This window comes from Streptomyces sp. NPDC058284, assembly GCF_042881135.1.
Taxonomy (GTDB): Bacteria; Actinomycetota; Actinomycetes; order Streptomycetales; family Streptomycetaceae; genus Streptomyces.
On the sequence record NZ_JBHVYE010000003.1, the window covers coordinates 21,796 to 40,377 of the forward strand.

The following is an 18,582-nucleotide window of genomic DNA, read 5'->3' on the forward strand; positions in this document are numbered from 1 at the left end:
GGGACCCCGCGCCGCTACGGCCTCTGCATCCCCAGCGACCGCTTCAGGAAGTCGACCTGGAGCAGCAGCAGGTTCTCCGCGACCTCCTCCTGCGGCGTCATGTGCGTGACGCCGGACAGGGGCAGGACCTCGTGCGGGCGGCCCGCGGCGAGCAGCGCGGAGGAGAGCCGCAGGGAGTGCGCCACCACGACGTTGTCGTCGGCGAGGCCGTGCACGATCAGCATCGGGCGGTGCGGCTCCGCGGCCTCGACGAGACCGTCGTCCGAGACGAGGGAGCTGTGCCGGTACGTTTCCGGCGTCCGGTTCGGATCACCCAGGTACCGCTCCTCGTAGTGGGTGTCGTAGAGCCGCAGATCCGTCACCGGGGCGCCGACCACCGCCGCGTGGAACACGTCGGGGCGGCGCAGCGCGGCCATGCCGGCCAGGTAGCCGCCGTAGGACCAGCCGCGGATCGCCACCCGCTCCAGGTCGAAGGGGAACCGCTCCGCGAGCGAGTGCAGCGCGTCGACCTGGTCGGCCAGGGTCAGGGTCTTGTCGTTCTTGATCGACTTCTCCCAGCCGGGGGAGCGGCCGGGGGTGCCGCGGCCGTCCGCGACGAGGACCGCGAAGCCCTGGTCGGCGAACCACTGCGAGGTGAGGAACATGTTGTGCGCACGCTGGACGCGCTGGCCGTGCGGACCGCCGTACGGATCGAGGAGTACCGGCAGGGGCCCGGCCGTCTCCTGGTAATCCGTGGGGAGCAGGACGGCGCACGGAATCCGCCGCGTGCCTCCTTCGGTGAGCGTCACGCGCGGCGTGAGCCCCGGGCGCTGGGCGTGTGAGGCCACGGTGGCCACCGGCTTGCCCTCACGCAGCACCTGGACCCGGGCGCCGGGGCGGTCCAGGGTGGCCGACACCAGGACGGTGAGTCCGCCCGCGCGAACCGCCGAGTGAACACCCGGCTCCTTCGAGACGCGCTCCACGCCGAGTTCGTTGACGCGGTACACATGGATCTCGCCGATCTCGGGGTCGACCGCCGCCTCGCCCGCGGACGCCGAGATCAGGACGTCTTCCTCGGTGACGTCCAGGACCGCGCGCACATGCAACTGCGGTCCGGTGAGCGGCCGTTCACCCCAGGCCAGGACGCGTGCGCCGCCCTCGTCCACGATCCGCACCAGCTTGCCGCTGGGCGACCAGCACGGGACGCCGGGGAAGAGTTCCAGCCAGTCCGCGTCCTCCTCCGCGTGCACCATCCGCGTCGAACCGTCGTCCGGATCCACCGCGAGGTACAGCTGGCTGCCCTGGTCGCGGGATTGCACGAGCAACAGCGGCGCGCCGTCCGACGACCAGTGCACGCGCGCCAGGTAGGGGAAGCGCGCACGGTCCCAGACCACCTCGGTGCGCGAGCCGTCCAGGCCGAGCACGAAGAGGCGCACGTCCGCGTTGGGCGTGCCCGCGGCCGGGTACGCGATCTGCTCGGGTTCGCGGTCGGGGTGTGCGGGGTCCGCGATCCACCACCGCTGCACCGGGGCGTCGTCGACCCGCGCCACGAGCAGCCGGTCCGACGCCGGAGACCACCAGAAGCCCCGTGAACGGGCCATCTCCTCGGCCGCGATGAATTCCGCCAGCCCGTACGTGACGGTCGACTCCTGGCCCGCCTCCGGCTCCGCGAGCGCCCGGTCGCCCGTACCGTCGGCGCCGGTCACGCGCAGCGCGCCCCGCGCCACGTACGCGACATGACGGCCGTCCGGCGAGGGGCGCGGGTCGACCACCGGGCCCTGCGCGGGCAGTTCACGCGCGGTGCCCGCCCGCAGCTCCGCCGTGAAGAGGCGGCCCGACAGCGCGAACGCCGCCAGCTCCACCGCCGCGTCCGTCGCGTAGCCCACGATGCCCGCGCCGCCCTCACGGCTGCGTTCGCGCCGTGCGCGCTCCTCGGCGGACAACTGCTCGGCCGCGCCGCCGAGCAACACGTCCGGATCGGCGGCCACTCGCTCGGTGGCACCGTCCGACACGTCGAGCACCCAGAGTCCGCCCGCTCGATCGGTACTTGAGGACGAACGGAGAAAGACGACGCGCGAACCGTCGGGTGCCACGGTGAACGCACGGGGCGCGCCAAGGGTGAAACGCTGGGTGCGGGCGTGCTGACGCGGGAAGGAGAGCCGCTGTGCCGGGCTCTCGTCAGGCCTGGGAATTCCGGGGATCTCGGTGGTCATCCTCCGAGCCTAGGGCGCATGCGCCCCCCTGTGCTGCCGTGCCCCGAGTCATGCGTCCACACGGATAGTTATGATCCGTAGCGCTTGGTGGGTATGTACCTGCTGGCGTCCGCACTGGGTTACGGCAACGACTTGGAGGTGACCGCCGTGGCACTCTCGATTTCGGCGGTGGTGCTGCTGGCGATCATCGTCTTCCTGTTGGTCAAGAAGTCAGGGCTCAAAGCGGGGCACGCGGTCGTCTGTACGCTGCTCGGCTTCTACCTGGCGAGCTCGTCCATGGCGCCGACCATCAACGAGCTGACGACCAACGTGGCGGGGATGATCGGCGACATCAAGTTCTGAGCCGCGGGCTCGTAGGGTGGTCCCATGACGGAACTGCCCGCCCGACGCCTGCTGCTCGTGCACGCGCACCCCGACGACGAGTCGATCACCACCGGCGCGACCATGGCCAAGTACGCGGCCGAGGGAGCCCATGTCACGTTGGTGACCTGCACGCTCGGCGAGGAGGGCGAGGTCATCCCGGCCGAGCTCGCCCATCTCGCCGCCGACCGCGAGGACTCCCTGGGCGCCGAGCGCATCGGGGAGCTCGCCGCCGCGATGAAGGCGCTCGGCGTCAGCGACCACCGCTTCCTCGGCGGCACCGGGCGCTACCGCGACTCCGGGATGATGGGCGTCGAGCAGAACCACCGGCCCGGCGCCTTCTGGTCGGCCGACCCCGACGACGCGGCCGCGCATCTCGTCGAGGTGATCCGCGAGGTGCGCCCGCAGGTCCTCGTCACCTACGACCCCGACGGCGGGTACGGCCACCCCGACCACATCCAGGCGCACCGCGTCGCCATGCGCGCCGCCGACCTCGCCGCCGAGCCCGCCTTCCGCGCCGACCTCGGCGAGCCCCACACCATCGGCAAGATCTACTGGAACCGCGCCCCGCGGTCCGTGGTCGAGGAGCGCTTCCGGTGGATGTCGGGGGCGCTGCGGCACTCGCCGTTCGGCACGCCCGCCGTCGTCGAGGACGTGCCAGGCGTCACGGACGACGAGCGGATCACGACGGAGATCGACGGCCGTCCCTACAAGGCGGCCAAGGCGGCGGCGATGGCGGCCCACGTCACCCAGATCACGGTGAGCGGCCCGCTCTTCGTCCTTTCCAACCAGCTCGCGCAGCCGATTTTCGAGGTGGAGTACTACGAGCTGGTGCGGGGAGAAGTCTCCCCAGCGCCCGCGGAGGGAACGGCCCGCGAGACGGATCTCTTCGCGGGTCTCGAAAGGGTGACGGATGTGGCTGAGGTGACCGGGCTGTGAGTACGCGATCCCGTGCGTCGTCGGGGGCCGGTTCGGGCGCGCCCAAGAAGTCCGCCGCGCCGGTGCGGAGCGCCGCCCCGGCGTCCGGCGCGGGCGCCGCGGCGCCCGCGGGCAGCTTCCTCGCGCAGCCCCTGCGGCCGGGGCGACTTGCCGCCTATGTCGGACTCTTCGTGCTCGGCGCCGTTGTCGGCGTCGCCGGCGCGCTCGTCCAGGGCGGCTCCTTCCCCGCCGGGCTGCTGCTCGCGCTCGTCGGGGCGGCGGGCCTCTTCTACGGCGGGTCCCGGGCGACCGGCACCAGAGCGGGCGCCGTCGCGCCCGCCGCCGGCTGGCTGGCCGCGGTGATGCTGCTCACCGCCACCAGACCCGAGGGCGACTTCCTCTTCGGCGCGGGACTCGCCTCGTACGGCTACCTGCTCGGCGGAATGGCCGTGGCTGTGATGTGTGCCACGCTCGGCCAGATGTCGCAACCGAGCGGTTACGCCGCCCGACTTGGCAAGTGACGTACCACTTCGGACCGTGTTCCGCACGGGTTTGACGCCGGTCACAGGATGAGTATCGACGGCGGCCAGTATGGTGGTGCGGCCGCCGAGCCTCCCCAACCTCCGGCCGGGGGGGACCCCGGACGAGGTCGAGACGGGCGGCGGAGTCAACCAGGAGAACCTGCCTTGAGTCGTGAAACTGACAGTTCGTCCTCCGGCCCCCAGGGGCGCGGTGGAGCCGCATACCCCTCGGGGACGCCGCCCTACGGCTCCCCGGCCCAGGGCGCCGGCGCCGATGGCGACACGGACGGAGTGCGGCGGCAGGCCGCCGATGAGCGGCCCGAAGAGCCCGAGACCCAGACCACGCTGACCACCCGCGTCCGGATCAACATCCCCGGCTCGCGGCCCATCCCGCCGGTCGTCATGCGCACGCCCGTCGCCGACGACGGCGCGCGCGGGGACTCCTCGGCCGCGGACGACACCGGCCGCCGCGACAGTGCCGCGCCGGGCGTCCACGGCGCGGGCGACCCGGGCGGGGCGACGGGCGCCGGAGCCCCGGCCGCTCCCGGGGGCGGCTTCGGTGCGGGCTCCGGCGGTGGTTCCGGTTCCGGGGCCGGGTCGGGTTCCGCTTCGGGTTCGGGCGACGGCGGTACGGGAGGTTCCGCGGCGGCCGAGGAGAAGACGAGCGACTGGTTCGCGCCGCGCAGGCCTGCCAGGGGCGAGGGCGGCCAGGGCGCGGGAGCGTCCGGGGCGAACGGGACCGCGGGTTCCGGCGGTTCCGCTCCTGCCGGCCCCGGTGTTCACGGCTCCGGTGGTCCGCTGCCGAACGGTTCCGGTACGGGCTCCTTCGACGTCACGGGCGCGGTGGCGTCCGGCCCCCTCGGTACGGGTGCCCCGCAGGGCGGCGACGCGCAGCGCGGCGACCTGCCGTACTTCTCGCCGGGCACGGGCGGCTCCGGGGACTCCCGGCATCCGGCGGGCCCGACCGGCGGCCCGGTCACCGGCGACAGCCCTGTGGCGTCCCCCGCCCCGGGGGCCCGCCCCTCTGCTCCCGGTGCTCCCGGCGGCCCCGCCAACTCGGCCGGACGGCCCCCGCGTTCCGGTGCCATGAGCGACGACACCGCGATCCTCACGCCGCAGAAGGGGGGTGGCCCGGTCGCGCCGCCCGGTGGCTCAGGGCCCGGCAGCTCCGTGCCCGGTGGCAACGTCTCCGGTGAGACGCTCACCAGCGGCATCCCCGTCGTCCCGCCCGCGCAGGACAACTCGCCGTTCCCGTCCGGGCCGCAGGGCGAAGGACCGGTGCCGCACACCCCGCCGAAGCTGCCCGACCCGGTGCGCTCGGACGTCCCGCCCGCCACGCCCGCGCCGAAGAAGGCGAAGAAGAAGGGCCGCAGCAAGCTGGTCCTCCTCGCCGTCGCCGTGGTCGTCGTGGGCTGCGGCGCGTACGGCGCGGGCCTGTTGATGAACCACGCGGACGTCCCGAAGGGCACCACCGTGCTCGGCGTCGACATCGGCGGCGGCACCCGCGACGAGGCCGTCAAGAAGCTCGACGACGCCATCGGCGCGCGCGTCACCAAGCCCCTGAAGCTCTCGGTGGGCGGCGAGCCGGTCACGCTCAAGCCGGACCAGGCGGGCCTGACCCTCGACAGCCAGGCCACCGTCCGCGAGGCCGCGGGCAGCGACTACAACCCCGTCTCCGTGATCGGTTCGCTCTTCGGCGGCCAACGGGTCGTCGAGCCCGTCATGCCCGTCGACGAGGAGAAGCTCGCGGCCGCCCTCGAACGCGCGGCGGGCGACTCGGGCACGGCGAAGGAGGGCACGGTCAAGTTCGTGCCCGGCAAGGCCGTTCCGGTCTACGGGAAGGTCGGCAAGGGCATCGACCCGCAGGCCTCGACCACGGCCGTCGCCGACGCGTACAAGAAGCAGGTCGAGACGGGCGGCACGAGCGCGGTCCAGGTCCCGGTCACCACGCGCAAGCCGACGGTCTCCAAGGCCGAGGTCGACAAGTTCATGACGAACTTCGCGAAGCCCGCCATGTCCGCCAACGTCACGGTCAAGGCGGGCGCCAAGTCGATCCCGTTCGGCCCGGCCAGGTCGCTGCCGAAGATCCTCGAGACGCGGGTCCTCAAGGACGGCACGCTCCAGGTGCACTACAACCTCGAAGAGCTCCGCAAGCTGTACGGCAACGTCTTCGACGGCGTACTGATCCAGCGCGGCAACGGCGACAAGACGCCGGTCCAGCCGACGGACGTCGCCCAGGCGATGGGCAAGGCGCTGATCGGCAAGACGCCCGCGGAGCGGATCGGCGTGATCGAGACGAACGCGAGCTGACCGGCGTACGTTCCGCGACGCCACGCAAGACCCGGAAGGCCGGCAGGTGACGATCCTGCCGGCCTTCCCCATGACATCTGTCATCCCGGAGACACCACAACCGACACTGCCGCCGCCACCTGCGGTTTTGTGACGATGGCGGACATGACGACGACCACAGCACCGCCCGGCGTCGCGGCCACCACCGCCGTGACCTTCGAGCGGGTCTCCAAGAGCTACGGCGATGTCCGCGCAGTCGACGGCCTGACCCTCGACCTCCGGCCGGGCGAGACCGTGGCGCTCCTCGGGCCGAACGGCGCGGGCAAGTCCTCCACCCTCGACCTGCTGCTCGGCCTCAAGCGCCCCGACAGCGGCACCGTACGCGTCTTCGGGGCGGAGCCGAGCGAGGCGATCGCCGCGGGCCGGGTCGGCGCCATGCTGCAGAGCGGCGGCCTGATGGGCGAGGTCACCGTCCGCGAACTGGTGACCCTCGGCTGCGATCTGCACCCGCGGCCGCACCGCGTGAACGACGTGCTCGCCCGTGCGGGCATCACCCAGATCGCGGACCGCAAGGTCGACAAGCTCTCCGGCGGCCAGGAGCAGCGCGTCCGCTTCGCGCTCGCCACCGCCGGCGCCAACGACCTGATCGTGCTCGACGAGCCGACCACCGGCATGGACGTCACCGCCCGCCAGGCGTTCTGGGCCACCATGCGGGAGCAGGCGGACCAGGGCCGCGCGGTCCTGTTCGCCACGCACTACCTGGAGGAGGCCGACGCGATCGCCGACCGCGTCCTCGTCCTGCACCGCGGCCGGCTCCTCGCGGACGGCACCGCCGCCGAGATCAAGGCGAAGGCGGGCGCCCGCAAGGTCGCCTTCGACCTGCCGGACCTCGACGAGGCGCTCACCGGACGGCTCCGCTCGCTGCCCTGCCTGACCACCCTGGACGTCTCGGGCCACACGGTCCGCCTCCAGTCCACGGACGCCGACGCCACCGTGCACGCGCTGTACGGGCTCGGTTTCTACCCCCGCAATCTCGAAGTCGCCGGGCTCGGTCTCGAGCAGGCCTTCGTGGCGATCACCGAGGCCGAGGAGGCCAGGACCGCATGAAAGGCACCCACGGCATGAACAGCCTCATCAAGCTCGAGATCACCCGAGCCCTGCGCAACCGCAAGTTCCTCTTCTTCTCGGTGATCTACCCGTCGATGCTCTTCCTGATCATCGCGGGCAGCCAGGACGGCTCCGACAAGGTCTCCGACACGGGCCTGTCCGTGCCCGCGTTCATGATGGTCTCGATGGCGTCCTTCGGCGCCCTCACCGCAGTCCTCATGGGCAACAGCGAACGCATCGCCAAGGAGCGCGAGAGCGGCTGGGTACGGCAGTTGCGCCTGACGGCCCTGCCCGGCCGCGGCTACGTCCTCGCCAAGACCGCGAGCGCGGCGGTGGTGAGCCTGCCGTCGATCGTCGTGGTCTTCCTGGTCGCCGCGGTCTTCAAGGACGTCCGCTTCGACGCCTGGCAGTGGCTGGCGCTGACCGGCGCGATCTGGGCGGGCAGCCTCTGCTTCGCCGCGCTCGGCGTGGCCATCGGCTACCTGGCGACCGGCGACGCCGTACGCCCGATCACGATGATCGTCTACTTCGGGCTCTCCCTCCTCGGCGGCCTGTGGATGCCGACGACGACGTTCCCCGACTGGCTGAGCCGGGCCGCGACCTGGCTGCCCACGCACGCGTACGCTGCCCTCGGCCGGGCGATCGAACTCGGCGAGGCGCCGCACGCGAAGGACATCACGCTCCTGGTCGCCTACTTCCTCCTCTTCGCGGGCGGCGCGGCGTGGCTGTACCGGAAGGACACCCTGAAGGCGTGAGCGAGACAGATGCCGAAGACAACGAGCGCCACCCCGTGTACACGTTCGGGCGACCGCCCCAGGACCGCCGCCAGTTCCTGACGAAGTCCGTCTGGATCGGTGTCTGGCTGGTCTTCCTGAGCTCCCCGATCAAGGATCTGACGGACGGCCATCACACGGTCCTCGCCACGGTCCTCGGCTCGGCCGGCCTCGCGGTCTTCGTGGTCTGCTACCTGACCCTCGTCTTCCGCTACACCACCCGGGTCCTCCAATGGGGCGGCGTCATCGCCTCCTTCGGGATCCTCGTGCTCCTCGCCGTGGTCCTCGCCTTCAGCCTCGGCGACCACTGGCTCGGACTCTTCGTGTACGCCTCGGTCTCCGCGGGCGCAGTCCTGCCCATGCGGTACGCGCTCTGGGCCATCCCCTCGGTCACCCTCCTGATGATCGTGGTCGGCCTGCGCGACGACGGTCTCGGCGACCTGATCACCAACCTCGGGGTGATCACGCTCCTGGTGGGCTTCGCGATGTCCGGCGTACGCCAGTTGATCCGTACGACGATCCAGCTGCGCCAGGCCCGCGCCACCGTCGCCCAGCTCGCCGCCAACGAGGAGCGGCTGCGGCTCGCCAGGGACCTGCACGACCTGCTCGGCCACTCGCTCTCCCTGATCACGCTCAAGAGCGAGCTGGCCGGGCGGATGCTCCCCACCGATCCGGCGAAGGCGGCCCAGCAGGTCGCCGACATCGAACAGGTCAGCCGCCAGGCCCTGGTGGACGTCCGCGAGGCGGTCTCCGGCTACCGGCGGCGCACCCTCGCGGGCGAGCTCGCGGGCGCGCGCACCGCGCTCACCGCCGCGGGCGTCGAGGCCGACGTCCCGCTGGAGCCGCCCGCCCGACTGCCGGACGAGGAGGCCGAGGCGGTCCTTGCCTGGGCGCTGCGGGAGGCTGTGACCAATGTCGTACGGCACAGCGGCGCCGGGCGCTGCACGGTCTCGTTCACGGCCCGTCAGACGCTCGCGGGGCCGCACCTGGAGCTCTCCGTGGAGGACGACGGGGCGGGCGGTTCCGGGGCCGTCGCGGGCAACGGCCTGACGGGCCTCGGCGAACGCGTGGAGGCGGTCGGCGGGGTCCTGGAGACGGGTCCGGGGGCCCGCCGCGGCTTCCGTCTGGCGGCCCGCGTGCCGCTGACGGACACGGCCGTAGGATCCCCCTCATGAGCAGCGGGAACAGTGGGGCCGACGGGAACGGCAGGGACGGCGCGGACGGCACGGGCGGTGTCATCAGGATTCTGCTGGCCGAGGACCAGGCGATGGTCCGCGAGGCCCTCGCCGCGCTGCTCGGCCTGGAACCGGACATCGAGGTCGTCGCCCAGGTGGCCCGCGGCGACGAGGTGCTCGCCGCGGTGCGCGCCGACGCCGTGGACGTGGCGCTGCTCGACATCGAGATGCCCGGCATGACGGGCATCGAGGCCGCCGCCGACCTGCACGCCGCGTTCCCCGCGGTGAAGATCGTCGTGCTCACCACCTTCGGCCGCCCCGGCTATCTGCGCAGCGCGATGGAGGCGGGCGCCGACGCGTTCCTGGTCAAGGACGCCCCCGCGGCCCAGCTCGCCGCGGCGGTGCGCAAGGTGCTCGCGGGGGAGCGGGTCATCGACCCCACGCTGGCGGCGGCGGCCCTCGCCGGGGGCGCGAACCCGCTGACGGACCGCGAGCGCGAGGTGCTGCGCGCGGCGGCCGACGGCGCCACCAACGCCGAACTGGCCACCGCCCTGCACCTCTCCCAGGGCACCGTCCGCAACTACCTCTCGACGGCCATCCAGAAGCTCGCGGTCCGCAACCGCGCGGAGGCGGTCCGAACGGCCAGGGACAAGGGCTGGCTCTGACTGAGCGTTTAGCCCTGTGAGAGCCCGCCTTCGAAGCCCCCTGCGCGCCCTCGCGCGTCAGTTCAGCATCGCCCGGGCCCCGAACGCCTGCCACCGCGCCCGGTCGGCCGTAGCGGGGTCCAGGGCGGCGACGTCGTCGGCGTAGGCGTCAAGCGCACGGGCGCCCAGCAGGAAATCCCCCCGCTGTACGAGGAGTTGGGCGCGCTCGTAGTGCAGGCGGGGCGGCGCCGCAGGGAGCAGCAGGGCGAGCTCGATCGCCCAGAGCGCGACGTCGGACCGTTCGGGGCGGGCCGCGGCCCAGGCGCGGATGTTGTCGAGGACGCGGCCCACGATGTCCAGGGGGCCCGCGGGGCAGAGCATCGACGGCGCGAGGGGGCCGCCGGTGGCCGCCGCGACGAGGAGTTCCACGTCCATGCCGGTGAGCAGTCGGCCGCCGCCGAAGGGGTCGGCGAGCAGCGGTTCGTCCCGCGGGCCGAAGCCGACGACGAAGTGCCCGGGGAGCGCGACTCCGTGGACGGGTGCGCCCGCGCGCCGCGCGACTTCCATCCAGACGACGGAGAGCAGGATGGGCAGGCCTCTGCGGCGCCGCAGGACCTGGTGCAGGAGCGAGGAGTCGAGGCGCTGGTAGTCGCCGGGTCTGCCCTTGAAGCCGTGCCGTCCGCCGAGGAGTTCGGCCAGGGCGGCGGCCCAGGTCCGCGGTTCGTCGGCGCGGTGGGGGCGGTGGCCGCGTACGGCCTTCGAGGCCTGTGCGGCCTGCGCGCCGAGCCGGTCGAGCAGGCGCCGTGCGGCGTCGATGCCCGCCTCGTCGAGGGAGGGGTCGGCCTCGGCGCCGATCAGCAGGCACAGCAGCGCCAGGTCGGGCCGCGAGGACTCGGCCTCGGCGGCGAACAGCCGCCGCCGCTCGGTGGTTCCGGGAGGTCGGGGGTGCATACGTCCTTGGTGCCCCCTCGCACCGATCGATACGTCGGTCCGCGCCGACGTCAGTTCAGCATGGCCCGCGCCGCCCGCGCCTGCTGGCGCACCCGGTCCGCCGTGGTCGGCTCGACCGTCGACACCACGTCCGCGTACGCGTCCAGCTCCTGCGCGCCACCGAGGAAATCCCCACGCTGTACGAGGAGTTGGGCCCTCTCGTAGCGCAGGCGCGCCGGATGGGCGGGCAGCAGGAGGGAGAGTTCGAGGGCCCACAGCGCGACCTCGGAGCGCTCGGGGCGGGCGGCGGCCCAGGCGCGGATGTTGTTGAGGATGCGCTGCACGATGTTGAGCGGATCGGCGGGCGTCAGCATCGACGGCGGGATGCCCGTACCCGCCGTCCCGCCGACGAGGAGCTCGGCGTCGGCCCCGGTGAGCAGCCTGCCGCCGTCGAAAGGGTCGGCCAGCACCTGCTCGTCCCTGGGCCCGAAGCCGACGACGAAGTGCCCCGGCAGGGCGACCCCGTAGACGGGCGCGCCCGCGCGCCGCGCGACCTCCATCCAGACGACGGAGAGCAGGATGGGCAGGCCCCTGCGGCGCCGCAGGACCTGGTGCAGGAGCGAGGAGTCGAGGCGCTGGTAGTCGCCCGGTGTCCCCTCGAACCCGCACTGCTCACCGAGGAGTTCGGCCATCGCCGCGGCCCACGCGCGGGGTCCGTCGGGCCGGAACGGCAGCAGGCCCGCGAGCCGGTCGAGCTCGATCTCGGCGGCGTCGATGCCCGCCTCGTCGAGGGAGGGGTCCGCCTCGGTGCCGATCAGCAGGCACAGCGGCGCGAGACCGGGCCGTTCGGACCTCGCCTCTTCGGCGAACCGCCGTCGCCATTCGCCGGACTCCGCGTGCATACGTGCCTCGTGTCTGCCCTCACCGGGCGCTCTCTCCGTGCCGTGCTCTGCTCTGCCGTGCTCTTGCCGTGCCCTGTTCCGCCGTGCCTGCCCGTGCCCGCGCCGCTCGCCGCGTCCGTCGGGCCGTCTCCTGCCGTGTGCCCCGCCTGCCGGGTCGTGTGCCCGCTCAGGCAGGTCCGTACCGGTAGTGGTGGTAGGCGTGATGCGCGGCGAAACCCATCCCGCCGTACAGCGCCCGCGCGCCGTCGTTGGCTTCCTCGACCTGCAGCCAGGCCGCCGACGCGCCCTCGGCCAGGGCCTGCCGGGACAACGCGGCCATCACCGCGGTGGCGAGCCCCTGGCGCCGGTGTTCCGGGGCGACCTCGACCGCCATGAACCCCGCCCAGCGGCCGTCCACCACACACCGCCCGATCGCGGCCGGGGCGTCAACGCTCCCGGGCACGGAAGCGAACCATACCGAGGGCCCGCTCGCCAGCACCTTGCGCACATGCGGTCCCGCGGCCCGGAAACGCTTGTACCGCCGCAGCCACGCGTCGTCGAAGGACCGGGACAGCTCCACACGGTCCACGTCCGCGTCCAGGTCACCGACCGGCGCGAGCCCCCCGATATGGAGCTGGGCGCTCACCTCGCGCTCCCAGCCGCGCTCCTCCAGGCCCGCGCAGAGCAGTTCCTGCGCCCCCTCGGCGCCGGTCGCGGTCTGGACGTACGGGGGCAGGCCGCGGGCCGCGTACCACTCGCGCACGCGGCCGAGTGCCTCGTCGAGCGGCCGGCCCGGATCGCCCAGCGGCAGCACGGAGTTGGCCCGCCGCGTGAATCCGGCGGCGGCCCGGAGCTCCCACTCCCCGAGCCGCTCGCTCTCCACGGGCTGCCAGGCGCGCGCGCAGACCCGCGCCAGCTCCTCGTAGGAGGCGGCGGGCCCGCGCCTGCGCGCAGGCGCGGCCGGGACGACCTTGCCCGCGACCAGCGAACGCTCCGGAATGCGGACGCTCTCGCCGTTCCGTCGTGTGATGAGCATTACACCGTCGTCCCACGATGCGAGAACACCCACCGTGTCGGTGAACTTCTCCCCCGGTACCAAAGCGTCGCTCAAGCGCCGAACCGAGACGCGTTTGCCCACGTCAGCAGGGGTGATGCGGACCTCGAGACGTCCGCCCGCGGTGAATTCCACAGCTCTGTGAGCCCCTCCTGTTCGGATCATGCCTGGGAACGGAGATACTAGGGGTGGGCATCGACGACGCCGCGCTCCCGCGCGCCAGGCGAGCGGAGCCTGAGGACGGCCCGCCAACGCCCGTATCGAGGAGGAACGACAGCGTGACCTACGTCATCGCGCAGCCTTGTGTCGACGTCAAGGACAAGGCGTGCATCGAGGAGTGCCCGGTCGACTGCATTTACGAGGGCTCCCGGTCCTTGTACATCCACCCGGACGAATGCGTCGACTGCGGAGCCTGCGAACCGGTCTGCCCGGTCGAGGCGATCTTCTACGAGGACGACACTCCTGAGGAGTGGAAGGACTACTACAAGGCGAACGTCGAGTTCTTCGACGAGCTCGGTTCGCCCGGTGGCGCGAGCAAGCTCGGTCTCATCGAGCGCGACCACGCCTTCATTGCCGCCCTGCCGCCGCAGAACCAGTAACGGCAGCCTGAGCGTCGCCCCGGTCCCGTACGGCACACCGCCGCACGGGACCGAGGCATTTGTCACGACAAGTACCAGTACGGGAGTCACCACGTGTCCGCAGTCTCCGACCGGCTTCCCACCTTCCCCTGGGACAAGCTCGAACCGTACAAGGCCACGGCCGCCGCCCACCCCGGCGGCATCGTCGACCTGTCGGTGGGCACCCCGGTCGACCCGGTCCCCGAGCTGATCCAAAAAGCGCTGACCGGGGCCGCGGACTCGCCGGGCTATCCGACGGTGTGGGGCACGCCCGAGCTGCGCGACGCGATCACCGGCTGGTGCGAACGGCGCCTGGGCGCCCGGGACATCACGCACCGCAACGTCCTGCCGATCGTCGGCTCCAAGGAGCTGGTGGCCTGGCTGCCGACGCAGCTGGGCCTCGGGCCGGGCGACGTGGTCGCCTACCCGCGGCTCGCCTACCCGACGTACGAGGTGGGCGCGCGACTGGCCCGCGCCGAGTACGTCGCCTACGACGACCCGACGGATCTCGACCCCGCGAACCTGAAGCTCCTCTGGCTCAACTCACCCTCGAACCCGACCGGTCGCGTCCTGTCCGCGGACGAGCTGACCCGCGCCGTCGCCTGGGCCCGCGAGCACGGCGTGCTCGTCGTCAGCGACGAGTGCTACCTGGAGCTCGGCTGGGAGGCGAAGCCTGTCTCGGTCCTGCACCCGGACGTGTGCGGCGGTTCGTACGAGGGGATCATCTCCGTCCACTCGCTCTCCAAGCGGTCCAACCTGGCGGGCTACCGTGCGGCGTTCCTCGCCGGTGACGCGGCGGTGCTCGGGGAGCTGCTCCAGATCCGCAAGCACGGCGGCATGATGACCTCCGCGCCGACCCAGGCCGCCGTCGTCGCGGCGCTCGGCGACGACGAGCACGTGCGCGAGCAGCGCGAGCGGTACGCGGCCCGGCGCACCGCGCTGCGCGACGCCCTCCTGAAGCACGGCTTCCGGATCGAGCACAGCGAGGCGAGCCTGTACCTGTGGGCCACCCGTGACGAGTCCTGCTGGGACACCGTCGGCCGCCTCGCCGACCTCGGCATCCTGGTGGCACCCGGCGACTTCTACGGCCCGGCGGGCGACCGGTTCGTGCGGGTGGCGCTGACGGCGACGGACGAGCGGGTCGCGGCGGCGGTCGAGCGCCTGGCGTGAGCCGTGCATGCTGCTGCTCGTGAGCGTGTGCTCGTGGGGCACGCCTAAGGGCCCGGAGCCAGTGGCTCCGGGCCCTTCGCGCGTACCGGGTGGACTAGCCGAGCGGCAGGGTGCCGCCGAGGGGCAGTTCGCCGGTCGGCAGGCCGCTCTTGGTCAGCGAGTCGGTGGGCAGGCCGTCCTTGGTGGCCGTGCCCGCGGTGTCGCCGACCGTCTTGCCCGCGCTGCCCGCGACGTCGCCCGCGGCCCGCTGCGCGGCGGGGGTCGCCGTCTTGCCGGCCCTGCCGACGGCCTTGCCCGCGGCCGGAACGGTCTGCTTCACGGCCTTGCTGCCGGTGTCACCCGCGAGGTTGGTGACGTTCTGAGCCGCACTGTCGACGGTGTCGCCGAGGCCCGAGCCGTCCAGGGCGCTCACTCCGCCCAGGTCGTGGCCGGCCGGCAGGTCGACGGCGCCAGCGGAGCCGGCCGCACCGACCACGGAAGCTGCGCCCGCTGCGCTGAGCAGCGCGGCACGGGCGATCCGGCGGGTCAGGGGGAGGGACATGATGCTCCTTCAGACGGGGGAGAACGTTGAGGTGTCCGGCCGGATCGATTCCGGCGCCCCGCCGGACGGCTTCCGGCGATCGGACGCAGTGACTACCGCTCGAAGCCCGCGAAGGTTGCGGTACGGCAACGTAAAGAGTTCGCAATGCGTCGCATTATCGGCTGCGGATAAAGGCGGGCAAAGGGATCACGGGACCGGGCGCTGCGGAATCCTTCATCCCGTTGATTTCCAAGGGATTCACGGGTGCGCGAGGGGGGTACGGAAAGGCGTACGTGGCGTCGTCCCACGGTGTCCGGCGCGCCCCGATCGAGTGACGTGCCGCACTCCTGAGTGATCCGCCGCCCTCCGCCGCCGCCCTGCCGACCGCCGTCCTGCCGCCCGCGTCCAAAGTACTGGAGTCCACCGACAGGGCGTTCTGCCTCGGCGCTAGGGTCGTCCGCATGCCTCACACACCGCTTGACCTCACGCTCGACGCCGCCCAGCTGACCGCGCGCCTGGTCGACTTCCCGTCCCCGAGCGGTGCGGAGAAGGCGCTCGCCGACGCCATCGAAACGGCCCTGCGCGCCCTTCCGCACCTGACGGTCGACCGGCACGGCAACAACGTCGTGGCCCGTACGAACCTCGGCCGCGCGGAGCGGGTCATCCTCGCCGGGCACATCGACACGGTGCCGATCGCGGACAACGTGCCCTCCAGGCTCGACGAGGAAGGTGTCCTGTGGGGCTGCGGCACCTGTGACATGAAGTCGGGCGTCGCCGTCCAGCTGCGCCTCGCGCAGACGGTGACCGAGCCCAACCGCGACCTGACCTTCGTCTTCTACGACAACGAAGAGGTGGCCGGGCACCTCAACGGCCTCGGGCATGTCGCCAAGGCCCACCCGGACTGGCTGGCGGGCGACTTCGCCGTCCTCCTCGAACCGACCGACGGACAGGTCGAGGGCGGCTGCCAGGGCACCCTGCGGGTCCTCCTGAGGACCAAGGGCGTGCGGGCGCACTCCGCGCGCGCGTGGATGGGCTCCAACGCCATCCACGCGGCCACTCCGATCCTGGAGAGGCTCGCCGCGTACGAGCCCCGCAAGCCGGTGGTGGAGGGCCTGGAGTTCCACGAGGGCCTCAACGCCGTCCGCATCGAGGGCGGCGTCGCCACCAACGTCATCCCCGACGAGTGCACCGTCACCGTCAACTTCCGCTACGCCCCCGACCGCAGCGAGGCCGAAGCCCTCGCCTTCGTGCGCGACTACTTCGCGGACTGCGGCGTCGACGAGTTCATCGTCGACGACCACACGGGCGCGGCCCGCCCCGGCCTCACCCACCCGGCCGCCGCGGCGTTCATGGCGGCCGTCGGCGGCGAGGCGCGCCCCAAGTTCGGCTGGACGGACGTCTCCCGCTTCAGCGCGCTCGGCGTGCCCGCGGTCAACTACGGGCCGGGCGAACCGTTGCTGGCGCACAAGATCGACGAGCGCGTCGAGGCGTCGCTGATCCCGCTGGCGGAGGAACGGCTGCGGTCCTGGCTGACTGCGTAGCCGCGGAAGGTTCCCGGTACCGGACATCCGGAGGTCCCTCCTCCGTAACCCGCGTAGATCTACGCTGTCAGTCACGTACGCACACGTACGCATGGAGGGAGCAGACGATGAGCCAAGCCAACGACGGTGCTGCCCGCGCCGCCAGGAAGGGCCCCGAGGAGCAGCGGCTCGGCCCGGTGCTGCGCAGGCGGGACAAGGTGCAGGCCGGGACCACCGATCAGCGTCTCCTCGACTCCGACGGCCCTTCGGAGTGGGTGCACACGGACCCCTGGAGAGTCCTGCGCATCCAGTCCGAGTTCATCGAGGGCTTCGGCACCCTCGCCGAACTCCCGCCCGCCATCAGCGTATTCGGCTCGGCCCGCACCCCACAGGGCACTCCGGAGTACGTGGCGGGCGTCGAGATCGGCAAGGCGCTCGTGGAGGCCGGTTTCGCGGTGATCACGGGCGGCGGGCCCGGCGCGATGCAGGCGGCCAACCAGGGCGCCGTCGAGGCGAAGGGCACCTCCGTCGGCCTCGGCATCGAGCTGCCCTTCGAGCAGGGCCTCAACCCCTACGTCGACATCGGTGTGAACTTCCGCTACTTCTTCGTCCGCAAGACGATGTTCGTGAAGTACGCGCAGGGCTTCGTGGTCCTGCCCGGCGGCCTCGGCACCCTGGACGAGCTCTTCGAAGCGCTCACCCTCGTGCAGACCCGCAAGGTCACCCGGTTCCCGATCGTGCTGTTCGGCTCCGCGTACTGGGGCGGCCTCGTCGACTGGCTGAAGAACACGGTCATCGCCCAGGGCAAGGCCTCCGAGGCCGACCTGCTCCTCTTCCACGTCACGGACGACGTGGAAGAGGCCATCTCCCTGGTGACGAAGGAAGTCGGGAAGTAGCACTCCCCGAAGGGGAGTGCACACGAGGGGCGGTCAGGCGAGCCCCCGGCGGGCGACCGCCGGGGGCCGGTGCCCGGCGATCGTCGCGACCATGTCCAGGACCTGCTTGGTCTCCGCGACCTCGTGGACCCGGTAGACCTGCGCGCCCAGCCATGCCGAGATCGCCGTCGTGGCGAGCGTCCCGAGGACGCGTTCCTTGACCGGCTTGTCGAGGGTCTCGCCCACGAAGTCCTTGTTGGACAGCGAGACGAGCACCGGCCAGCCCGTGTCGACCATCTCGCCGAGCCTGCGGGTCGCCTCCAGGCTGTGCCGGGTGTTCTTGCCGAAGTCGTGCCCCGGGTCGATCAGTACGGAGTCCCGCTCCACGCCCAGCTCGACCGCGCGCTCGGCCAGGCCGACCGTCACGCGCAGGATGTCGGCCATCACGTCGTCGTACGTGACACGGTGCGGCCTGGTGCGCGGCTCGGCGCCGCCCGCATGCGTGCAGACCAGGCCCACCCGGTACCGCGCGGCGACCTCCGCGAGCTTCGGGTCGACGCCTCCCCAGGCGTCGTTGAGCACATCGGCGCCCGCCTCGCAGACCGCCTCGCCGACATCGTGCCGCCAGGTGTCGACGCTGATCACCACGTCGGGGAACCGCTTGCGGACCTCGGCGACGAAACCGACCGTGCGGCGCGCCTCCTCCTCGGCGGTCACCTCGTCGCCGGGACCCGCCTTGACCCCGCCGATGTCGATGACGGCGGCGCCCTCGGCCACGGCCTGCTCCACGCGCGCGAGCGCGGGCTCGTCGCGGAACGTGGCGCCCTGGTCGTAGAAGGAGTCCGGGGTCCGGTTGACGATCGCCATGATCACCGGCTCGTGCGCGTCGAACTCGCGCCTGCCAAGCCTGAGCATCCCCTGCGGCCCTCCTGGGTCCTTGTCGCGGTACGGCCGCCTGTGACCTTAACTGTCACAGGCGCATGGCACGATCGGACCCTGACAGTTTGAACACGGGCAGTCGAGCGTGGGGGGCCTG

18 protein-coding genes are annotated in these 18,582 nt (G+C 72.4%); 12 read left to right on the plus strand and 6 right to left on the minus strand.

Annotated elements, in window-relative coordinates; genetic code table 11:
• Positions 1 to 14: 14 nt before the first annotated feature.
• Positions 15 to 2,192, minus strand: a complete 2,178-nt coding sequence (locus ACFVYR_RS06075) for a prolyl oligopeptidase family serine peptidase (protein WP_384249475.1) — start codon at positions 2,190 to 2,192, stop codon at positions 15 to 17.
• A 147-nt stretch (positions 2,193 to 2,339) separates the two neighbouring features.
• Between ACFVYR_RS06075 and ACFVYR_RS06080 the strand changes: the two genes are divergently transcribed.
• From ACFVYR_RS06080 to ACFVYR_RS06115, 8 genes are all read left to right on the plus strand, one after another.
• Positions 2,340 to 2,534, plus strand: a complete 195-nt coding sequence (locus ACFVYR_RS06080; protein ID WP_362996229.1) for a hypothetical protein — start codon at positions 2,340 to 2,342, stop codon at positions 2,532 to 2,534.
• A 24-nt stretch (positions 2,535 to 2,558) separates the two neighbouring features.
• Positions 2,559 to 3,491, plus strand: coding sequence for an N-acetyl-1-D-myo-inositol-2-amino-2-deoxy-alpha-D-glucopyranoside deacetylase (mshB, locus tag ACFVYR_RS06085; protein ID WP_384249472.1), 933 nt, complete (start codon positions 2,559 to 2,561; stop codon positions 3,489 to 3,491).
• Between the two features lie 62 nt (positions 3,492 to 3,553).
• Complete coding sequence (locus ACFVYR_RS06090) at positions 3,554 to 3,991, plus strand: DUF6113 family protein (protein WP_384249592.1); 438 nt, start codon at positions 3,554 to 3,556, stop codon at positions 3,989 to 3,991.
• 165 nt (positions 3,992 to 4,156) lie between these two features.
• Positions 4,157 to 6,301 (plus strand): hypothetical protein, encoded by a 2,145-nt coding sequence (locus ACFVYR_RS06095; protein WP_384249470.1) that lies wholly within the window; start codon positions 4,157 to 4,159, stop codon positions 6,299 to 6,301.
• Positions 6,302 to 6,445: 144 nt separating this feature from the next.
• Positions 6,446 to 7,387 (plus strand): ABC transporter ATP-binding protein, encoded by a 942-nt coding sequence (locus ACFVYR_RS06100; RefSeq protein ID WP_384249468.1) that lies wholly within the window; start codon positions 6,446 to 6,448, stop codon positions 7,385 to 7,387.
• Positions 7,388 to 7,401: 14 nt separating this feature from the next.
• Positions 7,402 to 8,142, plus strand: a complete 741-nt coding sequence (locus tag ACFVYR_RS06105; RefSeq protein ID WP_384249589.1) for an ABC transporter permease — start codon at positions 7,402 to 7,404, stop codon at positions 8,140 to 8,142.
• Positions 8,139 to 9,335, plus strand: a complete 1,197-nt coding sequence (locus ACFVYR_RS06110; RefSeq protein ID WP_384249465.1) for a sensor histidine kinase — start codon at positions 8,139 to 8,141, stop codon at positions 9,333 to 9,335. Before ACFVYR_RS06105 ends, ACFVYR_RS06110 begins: the two co-directional genes overlap by 4 nt.
• 92 nt (positions 9,336 to 9,427) lie before the next feature.
• Positions 9,428 to 10,000 (plus strand): DNA-binding response regulator, encoded by a 573-nt coding sequence (locus ACFVYR_RS06115; RefSeq protein WP_384249586.1) that lies wholly within the window; start codon positions 9,428 to 9,430, stop codon positions 9,998 to 10,000.
• A gap of 57 nt (positions 10,001 to 10,057) precedes the next feature.
• Here ACFVYR_RS06115 and ACFVYR_RS06120 read toward each other — a convergent pair whose 3' ends face one another.
• The 3 genes from ACFVYR_RS06120 to ACFVYR_RS06130 form a co-directional block, all read right to left on the minus strand.
• The gene (locus ACFVYR_RS06120) at positions 10,058 to 10,930 is read right to left on the minus strand and encodes a tetratricopeptide repeat protein (RefSeq protein ID WP_384249463.1); all 873 of its coding nucleotides are present in this window, start codon (positions 10,928 to 10,930) and stop codon (positions 10,058 to 10,060) included.
• A gap of 50 nt (positions 10,931 to 10,980) precedes the next feature.
• Positions 10,981 to 11,811, minus strand: coding sequence for a tetratricopeptide repeat protein (locus ACFVYR_RS06125; RefSeq protein ID WP_384249460.1), 831 nt, complete (start codon positions 11,809 to 11,811; stop codon positions 10,981 to 10,983).
• A 166-nt stretch (positions 11,812 to 11,977) separates the two neighbouring features.
• Positions 11,978 to 12,979: a GNAT family N-acetyltransferase gene (locus tag ACFVYR_RS06130; protein WP_384249458.1), complete on the minus strand. Its 1,002-nt coding sequence runs from the start codon at positions 12,977 to 12,979 to the stop codon at positions 11,978 to 11,980.
• A gap of 143 nt (positions 12,980 to 13,122) precedes the next feature.
• On the opposite strand from ACFVYR_RS06130, the gene fdxA reads away from it, so the two are divergent.
• Complete coding sequence (gene fdxA / locus ACFVYR_RS06135) at positions 13,123 to 13,443, plus strand: ferredoxin (protein WP_030573070.1); 321 nt, start codon at positions 13,123 to 13,125, stop codon at positions 13,441 to 13,443.
• Positions 13,444 to 13,536: 93 nt separating this feature from the next.
• Positions 13,537 to 14,631, plus strand: coding sequence for a bifunctional succinyldiaminopimelate transaminase/glutamate-prephenate aminotransferase (locus ACFVYR_RS06140; protein WP_384249455.1), 1,095 nt, complete (start codon positions 13,537 to 13,539; stop codon positions 14,629 to 14,631).
• Positions 14,632 to 14,725: 94 nt separating this feature from the next.
• Here ACFVYR_RS06140 and ACFVYR_RS06145 read toward each other — a convergent pair whose 3' ends face one another.
• Positions 14,726 to 15,172 (minus strand): ATP-binding protein, encoded by a 447-nt coding sequence (locus ACFVYR_RS06145; RefSeq protein ID WP_384249453.1) that lies wholly within the window; start codon positions 15,170 to 15,172, stop codon positions 14,726 to 14,728.
• 440 nt (positions 15,173 to 15,612) lie between these two features.
• On the opposite strand from ACFVYR_RS06145, the gene dapE reads away from it, so the two are divergent.
• Both dapE and ACFVYR_RS06155 read left to right on the plus strand, forming a co-directional pair.
• Positions 15,613 to 16,692: a succinyl-diaminopimelate desuccinylase gene (gene dapE, locus ACFVYR_RS06150; RefSeq protein WP_384249451.1), complete on the plus strand. Its 1,080-nt coding sequence runs from the start codon at positions 15,613 to 15,615 to the stop codon at positions 16,690 to 16,692.
• Between the two features lie 107 nt (positions 16,693 to 16,799).
• Positions 16,800 to 17,567, plus strand: a complete 768-nt coding sequence (locus tag ACFVYR_RS06155; protein WP_384249448.1) for a TIGR00730 family Rossman fold protein — start codon at positions 16,800 to 16,802, stop codon at positions 17,565 to 17,567.
• Between the two features lie 33 nt (positions 17,568 to 17,600).
• On the opposite strand, the gene folP is transcribed toward ACFVYR_RS06155, so the two are convergent.
• Positions 17,601 to 18,461, minus strand: a complete 861-nt coding sequence (folP, locus tag ACFVYR_RS06160) for a dihydropteroate synthase (RefSeq protein ID WP_384249446.1) — start codon at positions 18,459 to 18,461, stop codon at positions 17,601 to 17,603.
• Positions 18,462 to 18,582 lie beyond the last annotated feature (121 nt).

Coding starts and splice junctions, on each gene's coding strand:
- ACFVYR_RS06125 (WP_384249460.1), bottom strand. CDS start 11,811: ATGCACGCGGAGTCCGGCGAATGGCGACGGCGGTTCGCCGAAGAGGCG.
- dapE (WP_384249451.1), top strand. CDS start 15,613: ATGCCTCACACACCGCTTGACCTCACGCTCGACGCCGCCCAGCTGACC.
- ACFVYR_RS06105 (WP_384249589.1), top strand. CDS start 7,402: ATGAACAGCCTCATCAAGCTCGAGATCACCCGAGCCCTGCGCAACCGC.
- ACFVYR_RS06120 (WP_384249463.1), bottom strand. CDS start 10,930: ATGCACCCCCGACCTCCCGGAACCACCGAGCGGCGGCGGCTGTTCGCC.
- ACFVYR_RS06155 (WP_384249448.1), top strand. CDS start 16,800: ATGAGCCAAGCCAACGACGGTGCTGCCCGCGCCGCCAGGAAGGGCCCC.
- ACFVYR_RS06100 (WP_384249468.1), top strand. CDS start 6,446: ATGACGACGACCACAGCACCGCCCGGCGTCGCGGCCACCACCGCCGTG.
- ACFVYR_RS06145 (WP_384249453.1), bottom strand. CDS start 15,172: ATGTCCCTCCCCCTGACCCGCCGGATCGCCCGTGCCGCGCTGCTCAGC.
- folP (WP_384249446.1), bottom strand. CDS start 18,461: ATGCTCAGGCTTGGCAGGCGCGAGTTCGACGCGCACGAGCCGGTGATC.
- mshB (WP_384249472.1), top strand. CDS start 2,559: ATGACGGAACTGCCCGCCCGACGCCTGCTGCTCGTGCACGCGCACCCC.
- ACFVYR_RS06115 (WP_384249586.1), top strand. CDS start 9,428: ATGGTCCGCGAGGCCCTCGCCGCGCTGCTCGGCCTGGAACCGGACATC.
- ACFVYR_RS06075 (WP_384249475.1), bottom strand. CDS start 2,192: ATGACCACCGAGATCCCCGGAATTCCCAGGCCTGACGAGAGCCCGGCA.